The following is a 19,303-nucleotide window of genomic DNA, read 5'->3' as shown; positions in this document are numbered from 1 at the left end:
GTGGGACGAATGCAATCGACCGGACACTCGGGTACGCAGCTGGCGTCGTTGCAACAACGCTGCGTGATCACATAGGCCATATCTCGCAGATCCTCACGAGTCCGTCGAATGATGGTGGTGCGTCGGAAAGTACGGAGTCCGGTCGGCTGTCCGCATGCGCGTCCCACTCACCGGAACCCCTGTGTGCCAGAGGATCCGGTGATCGCGGCCGTCGTGCGGAGCAAATGCGCACCGATGGCGTCGATCCGTTCCGCCGGCAGTTCGACGAGGGGATGGACAGACAGCAGTAGAACGGCGTGCCCGCGTGCGTCGAGCACCGGCGTGGTGATGGCGGCGACCGTTTGGGGTTCACCGGAGTCGGCGTGCGGAAATCCGGCGGTCATGAATTCCCCGATCAATTGGTCGAGAGTTTCCCGAATATTCGAGGGGAGTGCGATAGCGCCTGTGCCCAGTGTGCCGAGCAGGCTCGCGGCCTGTCCGAGCGCCGGTGACGTGCAGTCCACATCGAAGCCGCGGTCTCGAATCCGGTTCAGCGTCTGATCGATTCGCTCGGCGAGAGGTGCGGTCGAGGCCGCGGCGCGCTCGATCCAGGCGCGGCGTTCCTTCGCTGTGTCCCAGGCCGCGAAGACCGCCCCGAACGGTGGCGCGTAGGGAATGCGATCACCCGGCCACGCCCGTTCGCCGCCTTCGAACGCGGTGATCACCAAGGAGTCACCGAGTCTTTCGGTAACCGATGCGGCGCAACCGAATTCGGCCGCTAGTTCGATCGTCGCGGCGCGTGCGGCCGCGGCGAACGGGCGGGTGTCGACCGCCGCCGCCACACCGGCGAGCCCGGGGCCGAGCGTGAAAGTCTTGCCCGTCGGATCGCGGCTGACCCACCCGCGATCGGACAGCGTCTTCAGGATCGCGTGCGTGGTGGCCAGAGTCAGGTCCAGCTCACGCGCGATGTCGCTGTAGCGGAGCCGATCGCTGCCCGGGCGTGCCAGCAACTCCACGACATCGATGACACGCGCGGTCGGCGCCGATATCGCACCACGCATCTTGACTCCTTTCCCGCACCGTTCTACGGTCGGTGCACTGAATATTCGATAAATAATATCGAATAATCGATAAATCTGCTGAGGATTCCCATGGCGACACCAGATCTCCTCAATACCGTCCACGAACTGTCGCAGGCCAAGGCCCGCTACTGCCTGGCCATCGACACGAAGGACTGGGAAGCTCTCGCCGGGCTGATGGCGCCGGACATCGTTATGGATGTCGGTGACGGCAACGCGGGCATACCCGTCCTCACCGGGCGGGACAACGTCGTCGGTGCGATTCGCACCTGGCTGACCGGTGCGACCACCGCCCATCAGGTCCACACCCCGCTGGTCGATCTCGACGGCGACGAGGCCCGCGTCGTCTGGGCCATGTAGGACCGGGTCGAGTGGGGAAACGGCTCGTCACTGACCGGATACGGGCACTACCGCGAACGCTGGGTGCATGGCGGCGGCTCGTGGAAACTCGCCTCACTGAAGCTGACCCGGCTGATTACCGAGCAGTCCGGAACCGGACGGTGATCGAGGCGCACACACAGCGACCGCCGCTCTTTCCGCTGAGTGGGAGAGCGGGCATCGGGTGCGTACTCAGCGGCTGTGATGTTGGCATGCACCGAGCGGCACAGGAGAGGACGACGTGACAGTGGAGGTCCACACCCACCCCGGTGTATCCGCGGACGAGATCGCCGACCCGTCCGCGGTCCGTGAGATCCAGCTGTGGCTGCGCGGGTATCTGCGGCGTCATCCGGTCGCCTCCCTGTCGACACTCGGCGCGCAGGTGGTGCTGGGCATCCGGGCCATCCAGTACCTGTTCGTCGATATCGTCAAGGGCCAGTTCCCTTTTCGGGAATTCGTGCAGCAGGCCGTCTTCATGGCGAAGACCGCCTATGTACCCACAATCGCCGTGGCGATCCCGATCAGCGCGACGATGTCGATCCAATTCGGGCTGATCGCAGGGCAGGTCGGAGCGACCTCGCTGGCCGGCGCCGCGGGAGGACTGGCGGTGATCCGGCAGGCCGCGCCGATGGTGACCGCCATTCTGCTCGCCGCGGCCGTCGGATCCGCCATCTGCTCGGACCTGGGCGCGCGGACTATTCGCGAAGAGATCGATGCGATGGAGGTCATGGGCGTTTCGCCGTTGCGAGCGCTGGTGGTGCCCCGATTGGTCGCGGCCATCGTGGTCGCGCTCGGGCTGACCGGGCTGAGCTCGTTCGTGGGCTTCGTCGCGGGCTACCTGTTCAACGTTTATGTCCAAGGCGGCACTCCCGGAAGCTATTTGGCGACCTTCTCCTCCTTCGCCAGGGTCGGCGACCTCTTCCTCGCCATGGTGAAGGCGGTCGTATTCGCCGTCATCGTCGCCGTTGTCGCGTGCGAGAAGGGCTTGAGCACCAAGGGCGGCCCGGGTGGTGTGGCGAACTCCGTCAATGCCGCGGTCGTCTCCTCCATCATCATGCTCATGCTGGTGAATGCGGGATTCACCGAGCTGTACACGATTCTCTTCCCGAGGACGACCCTCTGATGGCGTCGCGCTACCTCCCCCCGGGAGTCCGCCCCGTCATGGTTGCCGGGACCGCAGTGCTGGTTCCCGTCATGCGGCTGGGGCATATGGCCACCTTCTTCGCACGGGTCCTGAGCGGTATTCCGGTGGTGCTGCGGCACTATCGTGCCGAGTTCCTGAAGATCCTGTCGAATGTGACGTGGGGCAACGGATCCATCGTTGTCGGTGGCGGGACGGGGCAGGTAGTTCTCGTGCTCGGCGGTGCCGCGGGAGCCATTGTCGGCATCGAGGCGTTCAGCGCGCTGAAACTCTTGGGAATGGCGCCGGCCACCGGAATCATCGCCTCGACGGCCGTGACCCGTGAACTGGCTCCCATTATGGCGTCCATTGCCTTTGCTGCACAGGCGGGTTGCCGCTTCACCGCGCAATTGGGATCCATGCGGATCGCGGAGGAGATCGACGCTCTCGACGCGATCGCGATTCGGCCCATACCGTATCTGGTCACGACGAGGATGCTGGCCTCGATCGTGGCAATGGTTCCGCTGTACCTGGCCTGTCTGGCGATCAGCTACCTGACTGTCGAAGTCATCGTCGGTGTGTCCGGCGGGCAATCGCCGGGCACCTACGAACACTATTTCCGCCTGGTGCTCAGCGGCACCGACATCGTTTATTCGTTGTTGAAAGCGGTCATCTTCGTGGTGCTCACCACGACGATCCAGACCTACTTCGGTTTCTACGCCTCGGGCGGCCCGCAGGGTGTCGGGGTGGCGGCGGGGCGTGCGATGCGCGCGAGCATCACCGCAATGATCTTCGTGAATCTGCTGATGACGATGGCTCTGTGGGGCTTCGACGCCGGCGCGAGAATCAGTGGGTAGCGCATGACGATTTCATTCGAATCCGACGGCAAGGTCCTGTCCAACCGATGGCTGCTGCTACGGGGATTCGCCTTCCTGCTGGTCCTCGGGGTGGCCGCAGGCTTGATGATCGCCAAATCACAGGGCGTGTTCCGGGACGCGGTCCGGGTCACGGCCGTTCTCGCCGATGTCGGTGATGGTCTGCCGGCAAAATCGGATGTGAAGTATCAGGGCATTCTGGTCGGTCAGGTCGAGGGCGTGACGCCGGCGACCGACGGCGGCTCGAACGAGGTGCAGATCGACCTGAAACCCGAATACATCCGGCAGATTCCGGCGACGGTGACCGCGCGTGTAGTGCCCAGCAATGTGTTCGCGGTGCCCTCGGTCCAATTGGTCTACCACCAGGGCCCGGCCGCGCCGCTGGCCGCAGGTGCGCACATTCCGCAGGATCGCAGCCTGGAGACGGTCCGCTTGCAGACTTCCTTGACCGCGTTGAGCCGAATCGCCGCTGCCGCAGGGCGTTCCGGATCGGATCCGACGGTCGGGATCCTGGCCGCTGTCGAACGCGCCACCAGTGGTCACGGTGACGAGGCGGTGCGTGCAGGTGCGGAATTGACCCGGATCTCCCAAGCACTGAATGCGGAAATGGCTCCCGACGGGACTGCTTCCACAATCGACGCACTGTCGGATGCGCTTGCCGGACTACGGTCTTCGGCGCCTGATCTGCTGAGTGCGGTGCACAACGCGGTGGGCCCGCTGCGCGCGGTGGCAGCGGGTAAGGACCAGTTGGCCGCCTTGCTGGCGGGCAGTCTGGGAACCTCGGGAACGGTCGCGACGGCGCTGGAGAACAAGACCACGACGATCACCGACATGACCGCCAAACTGTCCCCGGCGCTCGGCACGATCGCCGAGGGGAGTCGCAACTTCGTCCAGATGACCACCTCGCAGACCCGGTTGGCCTGGTCATTCGTCAGATTGTGGAATGTCCAGGACCAGAACATCACCGCCAAGGTGGTCATGGAGCTGACACCGCATCGGCAATACACCCGCGCCGATTGTCCGCGATACGGCAACCTGGAAGGCCCGAGCTGTCAAACGGCTCCGGTCGGCGGACCCGCCATAGTCGGGCCGAATGCTGTGGCGCCGGTGAGTGATACCACTCCGATCGGCGGCAATGTCGGCTCGGTCGGCAGCCCGCAGGAGCAGCAGCAGATCGCCTCGATCCTGGGTGGGACGCCCAGCGCCGCGACCGACCTCCTTTTCGGTCCGCTGCTGCGGGGTAATGATGTGCGGCTCGACCCGGCTCCGGATATCCCCGTATCGACAGGAGAACCACGATGAGCTATCGCAAGCCGTTGCTGGGCCTGATCTTGTTCCTGGTGGTCTCGATCGCGCTGACCTGGACCATGTTTGTCACCCTGTCCCACAGCATCAGCGGGGAAACCGACACGTACTCAGCGGTTTTCACCGATGCGTCCGGACTGCATGCCCGTGACGACGTGCGCATGGCCGGAGTGCGAGTCGGCCGGGTGCAGGCCGTCGAACTCGACGGTGTCCATGCCAAGGTGACCTTCGAGATCCAGCGCGGGCAGGTGCTGTACGGCAATACCGCGGCATCGGTGACCTATCAGAACCTCATCGGGCAGCGCTATCTCGGACTGTCGCTGCGGGACTTCGGCGATCCGAAGGCTTTGCCACCGGGCGGTCAGATTCCGCTCGAGCACACCGAGCCGTCGTTCGATATCTCCAAGCTGCTCAATGGATTCGAGCCGCTCTTCAGCATGCTCGACCCGAAGCAGATCGACAATATCAGCGCGGCGGTGGTTCGGGCGCTCCAGGGCGACGACGGTGCGATTACTACGCTGATCTCTGAAACATCTTCGCTCGCACAGGCATTCGCGGGGCCGGATCAGATCCTGGGCCAGGTGATCGACAATCTCGGTGCGGTGCTGACCGATCTGTCGAAGCAGAGCGGCAACCTGCAAACGGTGCTACAGCAGACACGCAGGATCTTCGATGCGCTGGCCGAACACCGGGACACGCTGTTTCAGCAGGTCGATTCGATCTCCACCGTGCTGGGGCGGGCCGCCGAGGTGGTGCGTGGCGCGAGCCCATCGATCACCGCGTTCGTCAATCGCCAGCCGGGGTTCGCCCAGCACTTCATCGACAACCGGGGAAAGTTCGAATACATCGGCTTCAACCTTCCCTACCTGCTGAAGGGATTGTCCCGCGTGACCGACAACGGCGCCTACGTCGACGCGTATGCCTGCAATGTGCAGGTGAGCATGATCCCCGGACTCGATCCGGCGATGGCCGCGATTCTGGGGCTGAGCACGCCCGGCGGCAAAGCCGAGAACTCGGCGATCTGCAGGTGAGGCGGCGATGATGAGACGACTGAACAGGGCGTGGCAGCGGCTGCACGAGCGTCGGCTCGAAGAACGCAGCAGATTGCGCATCGGGGTGAGTGCGGTTGTTGTGCTCACGGTTGCGGTCACAGTGACGGTATTCATTCACTCTCTGCATCTGGGCACGGAGACCTATCGAGCGGAGTTCGCGCAGGCGGCGGGGGTCGGCGCGGGCGACGCCGTTACCCTTGCCGGCATCGAGGTCGGTACCGTGACCGGGACCCGGCTGGCCGGGGACCGCGTGGTGGTGACCATGAAACTGCGGCACGGCCTGCCATTGGGAGCGGACACCGGGGCCGCGATCAAACTGACCACCCTGCTGGGGTCGCGGTATATCGAACTCCGGCCCGCCGGATCGGGACACCTGCACGACGATTCGATCGCGTTGTCGCACACCGAAGTTCCGTACGATTTGCAGGCCGCGCTGCAGGGGGCGACAACGACCTTCGGCAGCATCGATGCCGATCGCATTGCGCAGACGATGGGCTCGCTGTCCGAGCAACTGCGGGGTACGCCGGCTCTGATGCCCGATGTACTGCGCAATATCCAGACTCTCGCGACGGTGATCGCCGACCGGCGCAGCCAGATCGGCTCGCTGTTGACAAGTACAGACCAGGTGACCACGGTATTGCGAAATCAGCAGTCGGATTTGGGGGCAATGGTCGCCCAGGGCCGGAACGTCCTGCAGCAGATCATCTCTCGGCAGCAGGCGATCGAAGGACTGGTGACAGCCGCGACCACGCTGATCCAAAACCTGAAACCGATTGTGGTGGACGACCAGCCGGAAATTCAGGACCTGCTCAGCAATCTGACCCAGATGACTCAGATGATGGCCGGACATGACGACCTGCTGCGCAATATCCTGCAGATTCTGCCGGTGCCGTGGCGATTGTTCGCGAATGCCAGTGGAACCGGACAGGATGTGGCGGCCAACGCGCCCGATGGCGCCTTCATAGATTCCTTCATGTGCGCGCTGAGCGGATACGCGAAACAAGTGAATGCGCAACCGTACCTTCAGGACTGCAAATGAGTAGCGCGGTCCGGCGAGTGAAACTGATGGCGATCGTCGTTCTCGGCTTCGTCGTCGCGGGATGTTCCGGTGGGCCGATCGGCGGGCTGACAGATGCCACGATCACGATTACCGGACAGTTCGCGAATGCGAACGGTCTGTACGTCGGCAATGCCGTGTCGGTCCTGGGCATGCGCGTCGGCAAGGTCGTGGATATCCAGGCGCGGGCGACCCATGTCGACGTAACGATGAAGATCGACAAATCGATCAAGATCCCGGCCGACGCCCTGGCAGTGACGGTGACCGATTCCATGCTGACCGACCGGCATGTGGAACTCACCCCGGTGTATCGCGGTGGTTCGATTCTCGCCGACCACACAACCCTGACCACTGATCGCACCCGAACGCCGGTGGAGTTCGACAGCCTGCTGGCGATGGCCGACAAGCTGTCCACCTCATTGGGTGGAAACGGTCAAGGGCAGGGGCCGGTCGCGGGTCTGCTCGATATCGGATCGCAGATTGTCACAGGAAACGGCAATAGTCTCCGCGATGCGATGACCGCCCTTTCGCGGGCGCTGCAACTCGGACCGGACAATGGGGCGGCGACTCGGGCGGCCGTGACGACCGTCGTCCAGAATCTCGACGCGCTGGCCTCGGCAGCCGCTCGAAATGACCAGGCCCTGCGTGAATTCGGCTCCGGCATAAGGATGTTGAGCGATATACTCGCCAACTTGAATCTGGGAACAGGAGATACCGGCGCAAAACTCAATCAGATCACGATCCAGATGACCGATCTGCTGGAGCGAAATCAAGACAAGCTGCGGGCGCTGTCCACGAATGCCGGAACCATCACCAAATCCATGGCCGATTACAACGGCAATCTGGCGGAGTTCCTCGATGTGTTCCCGTTGGTGACGGACAACGCATACAACGCCATCGACCAGAACATCGGCGCGCTGCGCGCCGGCATCGATCTGAACAAGTTTCTCCTGGACGGTCAGATGGTGAAAGAGGTATGCAATCTGCTCGGCGCGCAGGATCTCGGCTGCGCGACCGGAACGCTGCAGGACAAGGCGCCCGACTTCGGTCTGCGCCAGATGCTCGAACTCATTGCGAAAGCCCAACCCAAGTAGCGGGGTGAAGATATGACGAAATCCGGCCCGAACCGACTCCTCCGTGTGATCGCCGCGGTGACGGTGTCGACCGCTGCCTGCACGGCTACCGCGTGTTCGGTGAGCCTGGACAAACTGCCCTTGCCTGCGCCGGGTGTCGGCGGTGACAGCTATTCGCTGACGGCGACATTCACCAACGCACTGAACCTGCCGGCCAAGGCGAAGGTCCGGCTCGATGGCGCCGACGTCGGCGAGGTCGAATCGATGCGGGCGCAGAGCTATACCGCGGTCGTGGTTATGCGGATCGAATCCGGTGTTCGCCTCGCTGCGGGGACCACCGCGGAATTACGTTCGGCCACACCGCTGGGCGATGTCTTCGTCTCGCTCAACCCGCCTGCCCATCCCGATCCCACCGCCCCGGCATTGGGCGCCGGTGCGCAGCTACCGGTGCAGTCGACGTCCGCCGCGGCGACGATCGAGGAAATGCTCACCAGGGCTGCGCTTCTCGTTAATGGCGGGGCCGTCGGCAACCTCACGAAACTGGCCAACAGCCTCGGTGTTGCGGTCGGCGGGCGCGGTGATCGGCTGGGCGAAATGATCGAGCAGACAACACAATTGGTGAACAACCTGACGGCGCGCTCGGACCGGATCCGGACTGTGCTGGCCGCGACCGGTGACCTGAGTGCGACGCTGGCGGCGCAGCGGACGGACGTCAGCGATGCGGTGTCCGCGGCCGGTCCGGCGTTGCAGGTCATCGGCGAGAACACCCAGGGCATTATCGACCTGGTCGGGCAGCTCAATCGCATCACCGAGCAGATCGCCCGATATCCGTCGGTGCAGGGCACCAATGATCGCAGTCTGATCGCATCGGTCAATTTGCTGGCCGACGGCCTGAATGCCTCGGCGAACAATCCGAACGCCAATCTCGATGCGCTCATGGCGATCACGCCGCTCATCATGAAAGTCACGGATGCGTCGTCCGCGCACGTGAACGTCGATATCGCACGACTTGCGATCGGCGCGGTGCCGGATCCGAACAGTCCGGCCGACTCCGGCACCCGATTGCCGGACGGTTCGGACTGGAGCAATTTTGTCGGATCGCTGGCGTACATCCTCAATCGCCTGAGAGACAAGGTCGAGCCGGGACGATGAAGACCACCGCTATTCGAAATGTGCTGCTCGAATCGCCTGCGCGTGCGCTGGTGTACTCGGTGCGGCAGGCCACCCGCCACCGTTCGCTGACCTCCGGCCTCGGCCTGCTCCTGGTCCTGCTCCTGGGCGCCGGATATCTGCTGCTGGGCTCATTGCAGTTCAATCCGTTCCAGTCGCAGTACCGGGTGCGGGTCGAGCTGGCGCAATCGGGCGGGCTGCTGGCCGACCAGGACGTCACGATGCGCGGCGTTCCGGTAGGCCGGGTGCTGTCGGTCGATATCGACGGCGACAAGGTGATCGCGGTCGCCGCCATCCGGTCCGGCGTGCGGATCCCGCAGGCGGGGCAGGTGCGGGTCGCCTCGCTGTCGGCCGCCGGTGAGCAGTACCTGGATTTCGCGCCCTCCTCCGAGGCCGGACCGTATCTCGCCGACGGCGCGGTCGTCACGCAGGATCGCACCTCCACTCCGGTCACGCTGGCCACCATGCTCGGCAGCATGAGCGGCACGCTGGCACAGCTGGATCCGGCGCAGATCCAGGCGATAGTGCAGGAGCTCGGCGCGAGTGCGGCCGGTACCGAGAAGCTGTCCGCCCTTGTCGATGGCGGAACGTTCCTGCTTTCGACACTGGATTCGGTACTGCCGCAGACGGTTTCGCTGCTGCACAACGGCAAGGCGGTACTCACCACGCTGGGCCAGGTCGCTCCGGGGCTGCAGGAGACCGCCAGGAATCTGTCGCAGACGATGGCGGGTGTCGGGTCGATGACCGGCGGTTACCAGACCCTGATCGGCACTGCGCCGGGTGCGCTGTCCACGATCGACAAGATCATCGCGGACAACTCCCCGACCATGGTGCAGCTGCTCGGCAATCTGACCACCACATCGCAGATGGCCTATGTGCACGTGCCGGCGTTGCAGGAGTTCTTCTTTCCACAGCAGCGCGCCGGTTCGACACTGGACGCCATCACCTCCGCCATGCACGACGGAGGGGTGTGGGCCCTGGTGAGCCCCTACCCGAAATACGCCTGCGACTACGACCTGCCGCGTCTGCCGGGATCGGTTCCGGACAACCCCGAACCGTACCTGCACGCGCGATGTACAAATCCCGACCCGTCGGTCCTGGTCCGGGGTGCGGCGAATGCGCCGCGCCCGCCCGGCGACGACACCGCGACCACTCCGCCGGAGGTGAATCCGGCGCAGCGCGCGGATCCGACGCCGGTCGGCCCGAAGTCAGTTCCGCTGACCTACGGAGGTCCCTTCGTACCCGGCGGGTAGGCGCCCCGAGTTGCGGACGCACGAGATCGCGAACAGGAGAGTAGAGATGAGTGAAACCTCCGTGATAGTAGCGGACACGGTCGACGATTCAGACTTGCCCGACGCCGAGAATGCGGCGTCCGGCCGGGCCGGGGACGTGTCCGCCGCTGAAGCCGGCGAGCCGAAGGCCGCTGATGCTGTTGTGCCGAAGGGTGATTCGAAGTCACTGGCGGTCGAGGAGAAGACATCCGATACCGCCGAGCGCCCCGGAAAATCGGGGAGATCATGGCCCCGGTTGGTGCCGCGTCCGCTGGTCGGCATCCTGCTGCTGCTCCTCGTGGTGGCAACCGTGTTCGCGACGGTCTTCGGCTGGAAGCTCGAGACCCGCAACGATCGTCAAGCGAGTGGCGCGGCGGCGCTGGCCGCGGCCAGCGATTATGCGGTCGCCCTGACCAGCATCGACGCGACGCATCTCGACAGCAGCTTCGCGACCGCGATGAATGGGGCGACGGGTGAGTTCAAGGACACCTACAGCAAGTCCGCCGATCAGCTCAAACCGATGCTGCTGCAGGCCAATTCGGTCAGCAAGGGGCATGTCATCGCCGCGAGCGTGCAGTCCGCATCGGCGGATCATGCCGTGATCATGCTGTTCGTCGACGCCGAGATCACGAACACGACCAACCCGGCGCCCCGCGTCGACCGCAACCGCATCCTCATGACCATGGACCGCGTCGGCGGCCGGTGGCTGGCCAGCAAGGTCGAACTGCCCTAGGTGGCCGCGGACACGTCCGTCCGAACGGAAACGCAATGTTGAATTCAAGCAGAAGAGGTGAATCCCTATGACCGCCAGCGCGATCAGTGGCATCTACTACGACCCGTACGATATCCAGCTCAATGCCGATCCGTACCCGATGTTCAAGCGGATTCGCGAAGAAATGCCCCTGTATTACAACGAGCAGCACGACTTCTACGCGATGAGCCGCTGGGCGGATGTGAATGCGGGGTTGCTCGATACGGGCACTTACAGCTCTGCGCGCGGAGCGATTCTCGAGCTGATCAAGGCGGACATCGCGATACCGCCCGGGACTCTGATCTTCGAGGATCCGCCGGTCCACGACATACATCGAAAGCTGCTGTCCCGGATGTTCACCCCGCGTAAGATCCGTGAGCTCGAGGATAAGATCCGGCAGTTCTGCGCCCGCAGCCTGGATCCGCTGGTCGGCACCGGCCGGTTGGACTTCATAGCCGATATCGGCGCGCAGATGCCGATGCGCACGATCGGAATGCTGCTGGGCATCCCCGAGGAGGATCAGGAATCCATTCGCGATTTCGCGAACGATCAGATGCGGACCGAGGAGGGCAAGCCGATGAAGGCTGCCTCCGACGGCCTGGCCAGCGGTGAAATCTTTGCCGCGTATATCGATTGGCGTGCCGAGCACCCGTCGGACGACATCATGACCGAACTGCTCAATGTCGAATTCGAGGACGAGACCGGAACCGTTCGGCGACTGAGCCGCGCGGAGTTGCTGACATACGTGACCGTGGTCGCCGGCGCCGGCAACGAGACCACGACGAGGCTCATCGGCTGGGCGGGCAAGGTGCTTGCGGAGCATCCCGACCAGCGGCGTGAGCTGGTGGAGAACCCGCGGCTCATTCCGAACGCGGTAGAGGAGCTGCTTCGATTCGAAACACCCGCACCCCATATCGCGCGCTATACGACCCGGGACGTCGAGGTGCACGGCCGGACTGTTCCGGAGGGCAGCGTCATGATGATGCTCGTCGGCGCGGCCAACCGTGACCACCGCCAATTCGCACCCGACGGTGACGTTTTCGATATCCACCGCGACACCCGCCAGCACCTGACCTTCAGCGTGGGGACGCACTACTGCCTGGGGTCGGCACTGGCGCGCTTGGAAGGCCGGATCGCGCTGGAGGAGATCCTGGCGCGATTCCCCGAGTGGGAGGTCGACATGGCGAATGCCAAACTGTCGCCAACTTCGACCGTCCGCGGCTGGGAAACGTTGCCTGCCTTCACTTCCTGACCACACCGGATGGCGGGCAGGCCGTTCTGGACCTCGGGCCGCGAGGGATTCGCAGGGCCACATGCCCAATCGCATGTGGCCCTGTGTATGGGGAGTCCGGCCGCTGTGCCCGGCCCGGGCTTCAGCGAGATCCGATGCGGTACAACAGAGTCAATACGAATGCGGCGGCACGGGCAGCGATGGCGGCGACCGCGCGGAGTCGGGCCGGCCTGTCGACGTGGTCATCGCTGTCAGTCAATGCTTGCCTCCTGTACGGCGCGCCGCCAAGCGCGCTCCACCATCTCTGCTCCCATTCGGCGCCGATAAGCGGCGGACCCGTTCACGTCCGACGGGAGGGAATGCAGCCCAGCCGTCGCAGCCGCACCGACTGCCTCGGCCGCGACAGCGTGGATCGGCCGGCCGGTCGGCGCGGCTTGCAGCACCTGCGCCCGCATCGGTTGCGGGGTCAGGCCGAACAGCCCGACCGCACAGTGGTCGATTCGGGAATTCTCGTCCAGCCGGAGTGCGACAGTGGCTCCCGCCATCGCGAAATCGCCACTGCGCCGGGAGAATTCCTCGATGGCAAAGCCGCAATGACCGTGCCACACCGGGAAGGTGATGGCGGTGACGATTTCATCGATGTCCAGATCGGTGGCCCACATACCGGTGAAGAACTCCGAGGCGGGAATCGTGCGGCGCCCGCGCGGGGACAGCGTTTCGATTTGAGCGTCGAGAGTCAGCGCGACGGCCGGATATTCGGCGGCACCGTCAGCGTGCGCGATAGCTCCGCCGATAGTGCCCAGAGTGCGGATCTGAAGGTCTCCGATCAGCGGTGTCGCCTGCGCCAGCAAAGGAATCGCCCGGCGTACTTCCTCGGAAGCGCCGACCTCCGGGTGCGTCGTCAGCGCTCCGATGCGTACCGAATCCGTGCTCGCCGTGATGCCGCGCAGTTCGGATACGTGGCGCAGATCGATGAGGTGATCGAAGACGGCCAGCCGCAGGGCGAGCATCGGAACGAGGCTTTGGCCACCCCCGATGAGCTTGGCGGCATCGCCGAGATCGGCCAGCAGTGCGACGGCGTCCTCGGCGGTGGCCGGTGCGTGATATTCGAAGGCAGGCGGTGTCATTCGTCCCTCTGTTCGGCGCTGAAACAGTCGCTGCCGCAGCACTGACTGGGTCTGGTCGAGAACGTCACTGGGCCCGATCGAAATAGGTACTCGGGTTTGCCTGCCTCCGGCAATGGGTTCCGAGGACTGGGACTTCACCGGAACTGTCCGAGATCGGCTGCCGCGCTGTCGGTGGTTCGTTCCACTGAGCGGGATCGCGCTCGATAGCGCGTCGAACTGCCTAGCCTCGATCAAATGCGCAGTGCGCATCCCTGTGGCAGCACGATGAATTGAGGTAGGCATGCCCGGACGGGTAGAAGGAAAGGTCGCGTTCATCACCGGCGCCGCGCGCGGTCAAGGTCGCAGCCATGCGGTGCGGCTCGCGCAGGAGGGCGCCGACATCATCGCGGTGGATGTCTGCAAGCCGGTTAGTGGCACCGACCTGATCCCGGCCTCGACGCCGGAGGATCTGGCCGAGACCGCCGGCCTGGTGAAAGGCCTGGGCCGCCGTATCGTGACGGCTGAGATCGATGTCCGCGATTACGACGCGCTGCGATCCGTCGTGGACAGCGGCGTGGAGGAATTGGGCCGGCTCGATATCGTCGTCGCCAACGCCGGTATCGGCAACGGTGGCGCGACGCTGGACAAGACCAGCGAAGAAGACTGGCAGACGATGATCGACATCAATCTGAGCGGTGTCTGGAAGACGGCGAAAGCCGCTGTGCCACATTTGATCGCGGCGGGTGGCGGTTCGATCATCCTGACCAGCTCGGTGGGCGGGCTCAAAGCGTATCCGCACACCGGCCACTACGTCGCCGCCAAACACGGCGTGGTCGGTCTCATGCGCGCGTTCGCGGTCGAGCTGGGCCAGCATTCCATCCGGGTCAACTCGGTACACCCGACGAACGTGAATACGCCGATGTTCATGAACCAGGGGACCATGAAGATGTTCCGGCCGGATCTGGAGAATCCGACCGAGGAGGATTTCGCGCCGGTGGCGAAGTTCATGCATACGCTGCCCGTCGGGTGGGTGGAGCCGATCGATATCAGCCATGCGGTGCTCTTTCTGGCGTCGGACGAATCGCGGTATATGACCGGTGTTCCCTTGCCGATCGACGCGGGCAGCCTGCTGAAGTAAGCCGACTCGGTGAAACAATCGAAGAAGCTGGTCATCGGGGCCAGCGGGTTTCTGGGCAGTCATGTCACCCGCCGTCTTGTGACCGAGGGCGCGGATGTGCGAGTCATGTTGCGCCCCACCAGTTCGACGCAGGGCATCGACGACCTCGATGTCGAGCGCCGCTACGGCGATGTCTTCGACGACGCGGAGCTGCGTTCGGCGATGAAGGGATGCGACGTCGTCTATCACTGTGTGGTGGACGCGCGGATGTGGCTGCGCGATCCGGCGCCGCTGTTCCGGACCAATGTCGACGGTTTGCGGCATGTGCTCGACGCTGCCGCCGCGACCGGGCTGGAGAAGTTCGTATTCACCAGCACCACAGGAACATTGGCTATCGATGATCACCGGCCGGTCACCGAGGCGGACGTGCGTAACTGGGACGGTGGCGGCCCCTACATCGCGGCTCGTGTCGCTGCTGAGGATCTCGTGCTGCGCTACGCCGGTGAGAAATCCCTTCCGGCGGTTGCCATGTGCGTCTCCACCACTTATGGCCCCGGTGACTGGGGCCCGACACCGCACGGTTCGGTGATCGCGCGGGTCGCCGCCGGGCGATTCCCGTTCTATTTCGGATTCTCCTCGGAGGTGGTCGGCATCGAGGACGCGGCGCGTGCGATGGTCCTCGCCGGTGCCTGTGGGCGTGCGGGGGAGCGCTACATCGTTTCCGATCGATACCTGAGCAACCGTGAGGTCCACGAGATCGCCGCCGACGCAGCGGGAGTCCGTCGGCCTCGTATCGGGCTATCCCTTCCACTGCTCTACCGCGCCGCCCGCGGAAACGATGTCGCCGCTCGAATTCTGAACCGCGACTTGCCGTTTGCGACAGTCGGGCTGCGCATGGCCGATCTGATGTCCCCGCTCGACCACAGCAAGGCAGAGCGCGAACTGGGCTGGAAGCCTGAACCGGTAGCGGATTCGATCCGCCGCGCGGCAGAGTTCTTCACCCAGCACTGAGGCACCGGCTACCAGCCAATCCCCATACCCGATTCGAGTATGGGGATTGTTTCGTCCCACGACACGAGCCTCCCGCGGATGCCGAGGGGGGAGCAGGCACATCCGCGGGAGGCATTGGGTCCGCCGGCACCCGTGGGGTTAGGGAGCAGTGCCGACGGAAACTTGGGTGTGAGGTCAGTGCGGTTGGATCGCGCCGCCCCGAGCCGGTGTCCGGCCGTGGCGCAGGAGTAATGCCAGGATGAGTGCGATCACCGTGGCGCCCAGGATGAGCCAGAAACTCAGCTTGTAGCCGTGATCGGCGAACACCTGTGGAATCACCTGGACCGCGTGATGGCCCATGACGTCGATATTCGCCTTGACCGGGTTGTTGTTGAGCAGCGCCGTGACCATCGCTAGGGAGACCGCGGTGCCGATATTGATGGTGACACCGAGCATGCCGGTGCTGATGCCCTGCTGTTCCTCCGGCACCGCGTCCACCACGAGATTGGCTGCGGCGGCATAGAAGAAGCCGAAACCGATGCCGGACAGCCCGTAGAGGATCGCGTCGGTGGTCCAGCTGAAGGAGAACACGATGTACCCGAGCGCGGAGATCACCAGGACGGCGAATCCGATGATCGCCGGGATGCGGGCACCGTAGCGGTGCGCCAGCCAGCCGCCGATGGGTCCGAAGATCACTGCGACGAGTCCGGCCCAGAGGCCGATGTGCAGCGCGTACTGCAGCATGGTGAAGCCGTTGCCGTAGGTATAGCCGGGATCGAAGGCCACCTTGACCATATCGGCCGGCAGCGTGGCTCCGGTCATCTGATGGGCTTGGTCTACGACGCCCTGCGTGACCTGCGCATGGAGCGTGTCGGCATTGGGGGTCTGCGTCATGTACCCCAGTGCCAGGGGCTGCACCGCGATGATGCCGACACCGAAGAACGACATCAGCAGCACCACACTGACTTTGGGGTTCAGCAGCAGCCGCATGTCGATCATCGGGCGGCTCACTCGGGTCTCGACCACGAAGAACAGCGCCAGCAGCACGAGCCCGCCGACCAGCCAGGCGACGCTGGTCATGCGGCCCCAGCCCCAGGTCTGGCCGTTGTCCAGATAGAGCAGTGTCAGCAGAACTCCGACAGAAAGCAGCACCGCACCGAGGGGATCGATGCGATCGTGGACGCGCAATTTCGATTCCGGGACGATCATGATGACCAGCACTGTCATCACCGCGGTGAACGCGCCGAGGGCCCAGAACATGGAACGCCAGCTGAAGTGGTCGAGCAGCAGACCGCCGAACACCGGTGCGATCGCGGCGGCGATACCGATTCCGGCGCCGACGAAGCCGAGCGTGACCGCCACGTATCGGCGCGGCATCAGATCCCGGATCAGGCCGAAGGCGATGAACTGGGTGGCGACCGCGAAGGCCTGTAGCACGCGGCCGAACAGGAACAATGCCCAGTTGCTGGTGACCGCGTCGATCAGCGAGCCGGCGACGAACAGCGCGCCGCACGCCACGAACAACAGTTTCTTGCCCCAGATATCGCTCATCTTGCCCAGTAGCGGCGTCGCGGAGGCGCCGACCAGACCGATCAGGATGACGATCCAGTTGATATTGGCGCCGACGCCGGGGAAGCTGTCGCTCATCTGCCGCAGTGCGGGGGTGATCATCGTGTACTGCACGGGAACGACTTCGGTCTCCAGCACGATCAGTGCGAGCACCGTGAAGATGCGAAGTTTCGAGGCGTGCTCGAGCCGACCGGTATCGACGACGTCGAGTTCGTCCGGAGGTGGGGTGGCGGTGGTGGACATTGCTTACTCCAGGGGAAACATCGGAGGTGCGGGCGCTGCGAGTGTGGTGGCTGTCACGCTGCGCCCGTGGGTTGTTTCCACTGAGCGGAAGACTGGATCTGCGAGGGAGCGCCGGGGGTTTCGATACGCCCATGACTCAATCGATTCTGCACAGACTGTTCGGCGCCGCTGCGGCCGTGGCACTCGTGTCGGCGGCAGCCGCCGGCTGTTCCAGCTCGAGCGGCGACTCCGCGAAAAGCACCACGACGGTGGCTGCCGCCACGCAGACCACCACCGCGCCGTCGGCTACCGACAGTCCGGCAGTGAAGGAGATCACCGACGCGTTCGTGAACTTCTTCGACGCCAGAACCCCGGCTGAGACGAAAGTCGGTCTCCTCGAGAACGGTTCGGCGTTGTCCCCGGCGATCGTGCAGCAGTCCGGCAGCTCGATGGCCTCCGGATCCGCCGCGACGGTGTCGAGCGTGTCTCTCGATGACGCGACGCATGCGTCGGTCGTCTACACGATCTTGATGAACGGCGCCCCGGCGCTGCCGAACCAGAGTGGCAAGGCGATCAGCATCGACGGGCACTGGAAGGTCGCCGTGGCGACGTATTGCAGCCTGCTGAAAATGCAGGGTCCAGTTCCGGCCGCTTGCTGATCGTGGCCCGCATTTCTACTGAGTGAGACACGAGCCTGGGAGCCCCGCGCTCTCAATAGCATCGGTCCAGCGTCCAGTAAGGCGTACGCAGTGGTGAACGAATCAGCCCGCGAGCGAGGATGGCGAGAAGCGCCGATGAAAGTCGTTGTGGAACAAGACAAGTGCGTCTCATCCGGTCAATGCGCACTGCAGGGCGCCGGTGTATTCGATCAGCGTGATGAGGACGGCGTCGTCGTGCTACTGGAGGAATATCCTGCCGCCGACAAGGCCGGTGCTGTGCATCAGGCGGCTGCGGGGTGCCCTGCCAAGGCAATTCATATCGAGCAATGACGGGACCATCGAATGACTGACTCGAGTCCTTCCGCCGAGGAGATCATCCTCTACGAGAAGGATCCCAAAACGAAGATCGCCACGATCACGCTCAACCGGCCCGACCACCTCAATGCGCCGACGATCGCGGCTCGGGTCCGGTACGCCGATCTTCTGCATCGCGCGAGTGTCGACGACGACGTCAAGGTACTGGTGATCCGCGGGGTGGGTGATGATCTGGGCACCGGCGCGGATCTGCCGGAATTCATGGCGGCGCACACCAATCCGGATCAGGGGCCGAAGCTCGCCGAATTCCGGATCGGCGCCGATGAGGTGACCTATCCACCCGCGGGCTCGTTCCGGCACGGTGCGACGATAAGTTCGTGGTATGCCAACCCGCACTCCGGGATTCGCAGCCTCCAGGATTTCAAGAAGATCAGCATTCTGGAGGTGAAGGGCTATTGCTACGGGTGGCACTTCTATCAGGCCGCCGATGCCGATCTGGTGATCTCTTCCGACGACGCGCTGTTCGGGCATCCGGCTTTCCGCTATGTCGGATGGGCGCCGCGAATGTGGTGGTGGGCACAGACGATGGGCATTCGCAAGTTTCAGGAGATGGTGTTCACCGGAAGGGCTTTCACCGCCGCGGAGATGTACGACTGCAATTTCCTCAACAGTGTCGTCCCCCGGGATGAGCTGGAGGCGGAAGTAGCCAAGTACGCGCTGGCCTGTGCCAATAATCGTCCGACGGACACCGTGTTCATGCAGAAGACCTTCTTCGAGTTCATGAAGCAGTTCCAGGGTGAATACCTGGGCAGCATGATCAGCGGTCTTTTCGAGACCGTCGGCGGTTACGCGGCGCCGGACACCGAGGACATGATGTTCGACCAGGCCATGGATCGCGGCATCAACAACGCGGTCAAGGACAACGACACCAAATTTCCCCCGGAATGGCGGCTGAGTAAGCGCGCCCGAGAGCGTAAGGACTAG

The 19,303-nt window shown here is 64.1% G+C and carries 20 protein-coding genes; 16 read left to right on the top strand and 4 right to left on the bottom strand.

The genetic code is table 11. The annotated features are described in order from the left end of the window. Positions 1–167: 167 nt before the first annotated feature. Entirely contained in the window at positions 168–1,040 is an 873-nt protein-coding gene (locus ABZX86_RS30520) for a helix-turn-helix domain-containing protein (protein WP_355128279.1), read from the bottom strand. Between the two features lie 90 nt (positions 1,041–1,130). Between ABZX86_RS30520 and ABZX86_RS30515 the strand changes: the two genes are divergently transcribed. The 11 genes from ABZX86_RS30515 to ABZX86_RS30465 all read left to right on the top strand — a co-directional run bounded on the left by ABZX86_RS30515 (position 1,131) and on the right by ABZX86_RS30465 (position 12,362). After that, on the top strand, positions 1,131–1,418 hold the full coding sequence (locus tag ABZX86_RS30515) for a nuclear transport factor 2 family protein (protein ID WP_355128277.1): 288 nt from the start codon (positions 1,131–1,133) through the stop codon (positions 1,416–1,418). A 265-nt stretch (positions 1,419–1,683) separates the two neighbouring features. Further along, positions 1,684–2,559, top strand: coding sequence for an ABC transporter permease (locus tag ABZX86_RS30510; RefSeq protein WP_355128320.1), 876 nt, complete (start codon positions 1,684–1,686; stop codon positions 2,557–2,559). Continuing rightward, positions 2,559–3,413 carry an ABC transporter permease gene (locus ABZX86_RS30505; protein ID WP_355128275.1) on the top strand — a complete coding sequence of 285 codons (855 nt, stop codon included), beginning with the start codon at positions 2,559–2,561 and terminating at the stop codon, positions 3,411–3,413. The genes ABZX86_RS30510 and ABZX86_RS30505 overlap by 1 nt, the downstream gene beginning before the upstream one ends. A 3-nt stretch (positions 3,414–3,416) precedes the next feature. Then, on the top strand, positions 3,417–4,733 hold the full coding sequence (locus ABZX86_RS30500; protein WP_355128273.1) for an MCE family protein: 1,317 nt from the start codon (positions 3,417–3,419) through the stop codon (positions 4,731–4,733). Beyond that, positions 4,730–5,767: an MCE family protein gene (locus ABZX86_RS30495; protein ID WP_355128271.1), complete on the top strand. Its 1,038-nt coding sequence runs from the start codon at positions 4,730–4,732 to the stop codon at positions 5,765–5,767. Before ABZX86_RS30500 ends, ABZX86_RS30495 begins: the two co-directional genes overlap by 4 nt. Before the next feature lie 7 nt (positions 5,768–5,774). Continuing rightward, positions 5,775–6,827, top strand: coding sequence for an MCE family protein (locus tag ABZX86_RS30490; protein ID WP_355128268.1), 1,053 nt, complete (start codon positions 5,775–5,777; stop codon positions 6,825–6,827). After that, positions 6,764–7,939 carry an MlaD family protein gene (locus tag ABZX86_RS30485; RefSeq protein WP_355128266.1) on the top strand — a complete coding sequence of 392 codons (1,176 nt, stop codon included), beginning with the start codon at positions 6,764–6,766 and terminating at the stop codon, positions 7,937–7,939. Before ABZX86_RS30490 ends, ABZX86_RS30485 begins: the two co-directional genes overlap by 64 nt. 12 nt (positions 7,940–7,951) lie before the next feature. Further along, positions 7,952–9,070 carry an MlaD family protein gene (locus ABZX86_RS30480; protein WP_355128264.1) on the top strand — a complete coding sequence of 373 codons (1,119 nt, stop codon included), beginning with the start codon at positions 7,952–7,954 and terminating at the stop codon, positions 9,068–9,070. Next, on the top strand, positions 9,067–10,341 hold the full coding sequence (locus ABZX86_RS30475; protein WP_355128262.1) for an MlaD family protein: 1,275 nt from the start codon (positions 9,067–9,069) through the stop codon (positions 10,339–10,341). The genes ABZX86_RS30480 and ABZX86_RS30475 overlap by 4 nt, the downstream gene beginning before the upstream one ends. Before the next feature lie 46 nt (positions 10,342–10,387). Next, positions 10,388–11,092 (top strand): hypothetical protein, encoded by a 705-nt coding sequence (locus tag ABZX86_RS30470; RefSeq protein WP_355128260.1) that lies wholly within the window; start codon positions 10,388–10,390, stop codon positions 11,090–11,092. A gap of 67 nt (positions 11,093–11,159) precedes the next feature. Beyond that, positions 11,160–12,362, top strand: a complete 1,203-nt coding sequence (locus tag ABZX86_RS30465) for a cytochrome P450 (RefSeq protein ID WP_355128258.1) — start codon at positions 11,160–11,162, stop codon at positions 12,360–12,362. Positions 12,363–12,592: 230 nt separating this feature from the next. On the opposite strand, the gene ABZX86_RS30460 is transcribed toward ABZX86_RS30465, so the two are convergent. Continuing rightward, entirely contained in the window at positions 12,593–13,468 is an 876-nt protein-coding gene (locus tag ABZX86_RS30460) for a xanthine dehydrogenase family protein subunit M (RefSeq protein WP_355128256.1), read from the bottom strand. Between the two features lie 280 nt (positions 13,469–13,748). Here ABZX86_RS30460 and ABZX86_RS30455 point away from each other — a divergent pair, with 280 nt between their 5' ends. Next, positions 13,749–14,585 carry a mycofactocin-coupled SDR family oxidoreductase gene (locus tag ABZX86_RS30455; protein ID WP_355128254.1) on the top strand — a complete coding sequence of 279 codons (837 nt, stop codon included), beginning with the start codon at positions 13,749–13,751 and terminating at the stop codon, positions 14,583–14,585. A 9-nt stretch (positions 14,586–14,594) separates the two neighbouring features. After that, positions 14,595–15,575, top strand: coding sequence for an NAD-dependent epimerase/dehydratase family protein (locus ABZX86_RS30450; RefSeq protein ID WP_355128252.1), 981 nt, complete (start codon positions 14,595–14,597; stop codon positions 15,573–15,575). Between the two features lie 174 nt (positions 15,576–15,749). Here ABZX86_RS30450 and ABZX86_RS30445 read toward each other — a convergent pair whose 3' ends face one another. Together ABZX86_RS30445 and ABZX86_RS30440 are read right to left on the bottom strand one after the other, a co-directional pair. Then, complete coding sequence (locus ABZX86_RS30445; protein WP_355128250.1) at positions 15,750–17,366, bottom strand: MFS transporter; 1,617 nt, start codon at positions 17,364–17,366, stop codon at positions 15,750–15,752. Positions 17,367–17,502: 136 nt separating this feature from the next. Beyond that, positions 17,503–17,682 (bottom strand): hypothetical protein, encoded by a 180-nt coding sequence (locus tag ABZX86_RS30440; RefSeq protein WP_355128248.1) that lies wholly within the window; start codon positions 17,680–17,682, stop codon positions 17,503–17,505. Between ABZX86_RS30440 and ABZX86_RS30435 the strand changes: the two genes are divergently transcribed. The 3 genes from ABZX86_RS30435 to ABZX86_RS30425 all read left to right on the top strand — a co-directional run bounded on the left by ABZX86_RS30435 (position 17,669) and on the right by ABZX86_RS30425 (position 19,303). Further along, positions 17,669–18,004, top strand: a complete 336-nt coding sequence (locus ABZX86_RS30435; protein ID WP_355128246.1) for a hypothetical protein — start codon at positions 17,669–17,671, stop codon at positions 18,002–18,004. The two genes, ABZX86_RS30440 and ABZX86_RS30435, sit on opposite strands and share 14 nt — an antisense overlap. Positions 18,005–18,139: 135 nt before the next feature. Further along, complete coding sequence (locus ABZX86_RS30430) at positions 18,140–18,334, top strand: ferredoxin (protein ID WP_355128318.1); 195 nt, start codon at positions 18,140–18,142, stop codon at positions 18,332–18,334. A 12-nt stretch (positions 18,335–18,346) separates the two neighbouring features. After that, positions 18,347–19,303 (top strand): enoyl-CoA hydratase/isomerase family protein, encoded by a 957-nt coding sequence (locus ABZX86_RS30425; RefSeq protein WP_355128244.1) that lies wholly within the window; start codon positions 18,347–18,349, stop codon positions 19,301–19,303.

Origin of the sequence: Nocardia sp. NPDC006630, from assembly GCF_040611495.1 — a bacterium.
GTDB lineage: Bacteria > Actinomycetota > Actinomycetes > Mycobacteriales > Mycobacteriaceae > Nocardia.
The sequence above is the reverse complement of the archived record's forward strand: the minus strand, read 5'-3'. Positions and strand labels throughout refer to the sequence as shown.

Excerpts from the sequence above, each read along its gene's own strand:
- ABZX86_RS30520 (WP_355128279.1), bottom strand. The coding sequence starts at position 1,040 with ATGCGTGGTGCGATATCGGCGCCGACCGCGCGTGTCATCGATGTCGTG.
- ABZX86_RS30515 (WP_355128277.1), top strand. The coding sequence starts at position 1,131 with ATGGCGACACCAGATCTCCTCAATACCGTCCACGAACTGTCGCAGGCC.
- ABZX86_RS30505 (WP_355128275.1), top strand. The coding sequence starts at position 2,559 with ATGGCGTCGCGCTACCTCCCCCCGGGAGTCCGCCCCGTCATGGTTGCC.
- ABZX86_RS30500 (WP_355128273.1), top strand. The coding sequence starts at position 3,417 with ATGACGATTTCATTCGAATCCGACGGCAAGGTCCTGTCCAACCGATGG.
- ABZX86_RS30495 (WP_355128271.1), top strand. The coding sequence starts at position 4,730 with ATGAGCTATCGCAAGCCGTTGCTGGGCCTGATCTTGTTCCTGGTGGTC.
- ABZX86_RS30490 (WP_355128268.1), top strand. The coding sequence starts at position 5,775 with ATGATGAGACGACTGAACAGGGCGTGGCAGCGGCTGCACGAGCGTCGG.
- ABZX86_RS30480 (WP_355128264.1), top strand. The coding sequence starts at position 7,952 with ATGACGAAATCCGGCCCGAACCGACTCCTCCGTGTGATCGCCGCGGTG.
- ABZX86_RS30475 (WP_355128262.1), top strand. The coding sequence starts at position 9,067 with ATGAAGACCACCGCTATTCGAAATGTGCTGCTCGAATCGCCTGCGCGT.
- ABZX86_RS30470 (WP_355128260.1), top strand. The coding sequence starts at position 10,388 with ATGAGTGAAACCTCCGTGATAGTAGCGGACACGGTCGACGATTCAGAC.
- ABZX86_RS30465 (WP_355128258.1), top strand. The coding sequence starts at position 11,160 with ATGACCGCCAGCGCGATCAGTGGCATCTACTACGACCCGTACGATATC.
- ABZX86_RS30460 (WP_355128256.1), bottom strand. The coding sequence starts at position 13,468 with ATGACACCGCCTGCCTTCGAATATCACGCACCGGCCACCGCCGAGGAC.
- ABZX86_RS30455 (WP_355128254.1), top strand. The coding sequence starts at position 13,749 with ATGCCCGGACGGGTAGAAGGAAAGGTCGCGTTCATCACCGGCGCCGCG.
- ABZX86_RS30445 (WP_355128250.1), bottom strand. The coding sequence starts at position 17,366 with ATGTCCACCACCGCCACCCCACCTCCGGACGAACTCGACGTCGTCGAT.
- ABZX86_RS30430 (WP_355128318.1), top strand. The coding sequence starts at position 18,140 with ATGAAAGTCGTTGTGGAACAAGACAAGTGCGTCTCATCCGGTCAATGC.
- ABZX86_RS30425 (WP_355128244.1), top strand. The coding sequence starts at position 18,347 with ATGACTGACTCGAGTCCTTCCGCCGAGGAGATCATCCTCTACGAGAAG.